This window comes from Flavobacterium sp. UBA5153 (genome assembly GCA_002413745.1).
GTDB lineage: Bacteria > Bacteroidota > Bacteroidia > Flavobacteriales > Flavobacteriaceae > Flavobacterium.
Genome location: DHXP01000037.1, coordinates 1 through 3,266, shown reverse-complemented (window position 1 = coordinate 3,266; position 3,266 = coordinate 1). Strand labels below are relative to the sequence as shown.

Sequence of the window (3,266 nt, the reverse complement as noted above, 5' to 3'; positions counted from 1 at the left end):
ATGGCGAAATCTAATAGTTCTTTTATATCTTCCTCAGTCATTACTGAATGCGGAAATATTATTTTTGCTAAACCACCAAATGTTTTTATAATGGCTGTTTTGTCCCTTGTGGTTATGGTGTCTGATAATTCAAAGAATTTTTCAAACTCATGGGTTCTGTCTTCTTTGCGAAGTTCTTTTAGTATTTCTGCGAGATAATCTACAATAAAACCATAATCGGAAGTGAACATGTCGTTTCTTAACTTCTGTACTTCCCATCCTGGCAAGTAGGCATGAATCCTGTCCAGAAATGCGGTGTCATAATAATCTTTTGGCAGTGCATCAAAAAGATCACTGTGTTTTAGCATATAAGGAACGGTGTGGTCTGTATTACCCACAAATGCCATAGAAGCGGAAGCTCCATAAACCTGTGTTCCTCTGGAAAAAGATTTGTTGGCCATGTAGTTTTTCAAGATGTCAACTAAACCACGATCCGTGTTTTTGGTTTTACCTGCAAATTCATCGTAGGCTACTACGTCCCAATATCCGACTAATCCAATTTCACCGGAGCTATTATTTACAAATAGTTTTGCTTTGGATACTTCTCCACCCGAAATCAACATTCCGTGTGGTGACAACTCAGAAAAAATATGTGATTTTCCTGTTCCTTTGGGCCCCAATTCGATTAAATTATAGTTGTTCTCAACAAATGGAACTAATCTCGTTAATTGTAATAATTTGGAACGAAAAGTAAATTCCTCAGGATTTAATCCCATGGTTTGCAATAGCACATCCATCCATTCTTCCTTGGTAAATGCTTTTCTGCCTTCCTTGTATTCATCAAGGTCGCTAACGGAAATTTGTATGGGTTTTATGGATTCTATAATCCATGGTGAACTGTTTTTTTCATCGTTAGAGAGATAAGCCAAAGTAAGAATACACCAAACACCACTTGATAATAGCTTTTGATGTTCTCTTATTATAGCATCACTAATAGGAATGCGACTTAAACCAAGATTAGCAAAATAGGCTTCGTATTGGTCTTGTTTGTCATTTAGTTTTACTGAAATTTTATCAATAATTCTATGAGATCCTTTTTCACGAACAGTCGATTTAATAATCTGCGCCTCATCACGATGTACAAAGTGTTGTGCTATTACTTTTTTAACGGTTTCAACGCCTTGAATGATTGTTTCTTCATCATTTGTGGCACAGTATTGTCCTAACAAATATTCCAATACATATATGGGAACAATCGCATTTCCCTTTACCAATTTGGTAAGGTCTTTACGTACTACTTTACCACCGAAATGCTCGTTTAATTTTATGTCTAATGCCTTCATATATTAAAAATCATCAAAATCGTTTGTAAATGAGATGTTTAGTGTGTAGTAATAGTCTTGATAGTGTTTCCATTTGGTTGTTCCATCAACCGGTTCTTCCAAGATCAGTTTGACACGTTGATTTTTGTATTTACCACTGGCTTTTGAACTTAATTGGAATCGGTGTTTTACTTCTCTTTGTCTTTCACTTCCTTCTTCAATGTCAAAGATGTATTTGAATTGGTCACTCAAATCTTCGCCATCTTCTGCGCGAATAACTGCTCGAATAGTTCTAGGCAGTACTTGTTCGCTTGCTGAATTTGTTTGTATGAATGAAACCGCTAAAATATTTGTTGTGATTCTATCAGTAGATTTAATAATATCAATAGTTACTTGTGATGTTGTATTTTGTCTTGTTTTACTAATTTTTATTAATGGAATAACAATTTCCTGGAGCGAAGCTCCACCATGAATAAATCGGGAACCAGCTCCTTTTACGCGAAGTCTGTTGATGGATTTTGGGATTAAGACATCAATATTTGATTCTATTCCCAAATCTTCCCCTTTAAAAGCTTTGGTTGCATTGTCATTTGTGATATCCGTACCAATAACAAATCTTCGGTTTTCTTTCCAGATCATTCCAGTATGATTGGATACACTGAAATCGCTATCCTCAAGTTCGTTGTGTTGGTAAATAAATCCGTGGTCGGCAGTAACAAACATATTGTTTCCATTCATAGCTGCAATTTTTTTAATCATTTCCATCAAAAATTGTAACTCGTCATCAACTGCTTCAAACACTTTTTCCTCAGTAGTTTTATCATCACCCGTTTTATCAATTCTGTTATGATAAATGTAGATGAGGTCATAACTTTGAACAAAACCATCAGAACCACGTTCTTTTGCTGAATTCATTTTCATGAAATCCTCAGCTTTGATTGCTGTAGCTCTCACTCCGGAATTTACTTCCAATATTTTTGTTCTTCCTTGAGTTCCACTACTGGACATTCCATCAGCAAATACAATATCTGAATTTTCTTGAATGCTTAGTACTTTATGAGGAAGCAAAGAAGCCATTCCAAGTTGTGTGTAGGAAGGCAAACTGCTAATCATGTGATTCATTGTTGCTTCATAACGATTTTCCGATTGAAGTCGTTTCGTTAGTTCTGCTCCACATTCATATCGCAATGCATCAGAAATAATTACGAATAAACGTTGTTTTTTATCTAATACAGGCTTAACATGTGTGTCGAAAAAACTCCTCTGACTTGTTCGGATGTCCTTTGTCCAAGATTTTAGTTTATCGATTGTGCTTTGCCAATTGTTATTGTATATCAGCAACCAGTCATTAGAATATACCTTTTCCACCTTAATGGCAAGATCGGCCAATATTTTGTTCTGGGATGTTTTTCTGTAATTCCAAATGAATTTTCGGTACATCAAATCTACCTCGTACAAGGAAGCTGCATAATGGTCTGTACCTTCTTCAAATGTGGCATACTTGGTTTGGGCTTGTTTGCGAACTAGTGCAATTAAATCGGATGCAAACAGTAAACTTTGATAAAAAGATTCCACTTCTCCAAACCAAAATTTGTTCTCCCTTTGTTTTATGTATTGAATTACTTTTTCATTTGATATGCTTTCGGAAGTAATCAACTGAACCAATTCATGTATTACTTTAACATCGCTTAATTTGAATAAATCATCACCAATTATATCGTCAATTGAAACTTGGTCTAATTTACTTTCAACCCCGATATCCGATGCAATTTTATCTGAAACTTTGCCGAAATAGTCTCTGAATTGAATGGTATCTTTCCACAAGGAAAGTAATAATCTTGTTTCTTTTGCAAGTCCGGATTTTTTACCCAGTATGAAATTGGTATTGAATACTTCTAAAAGAAAATCATAAATCGACGGGCTTTCGTTTTGATAGCTGTACTTTCTTTTAATTTCTCCCCAATA

The 3,266-nt window shown here is 35.1% G+C and carries 2 protein-coding genes; both read right to left on the bottom strand.

Going from position 1 to position 3,266, the window contains the following annotated elements:
• A partial coding sequence (gene brxL / locus B2145_RS07675; RefSeq protein WP_291100515.1) for a BREX system Lon protease-like protein BrxL occupies positions 1 to 1,322 on the bottom strand: 1,322 nt, incomplete at its 3' end.
• Positions 1,323 to 1,325: 3 nt separating this feature from the next.
• The coding region (gene pglZ, locus B2145_RS07670) for a BREX-1 system phosphatase PglZ type A (RefSeq protein ID WP_291100511.1) at positions 1,326 to 3,266 on the bottom strand (1,941 nt) is incomplete at its 5' end.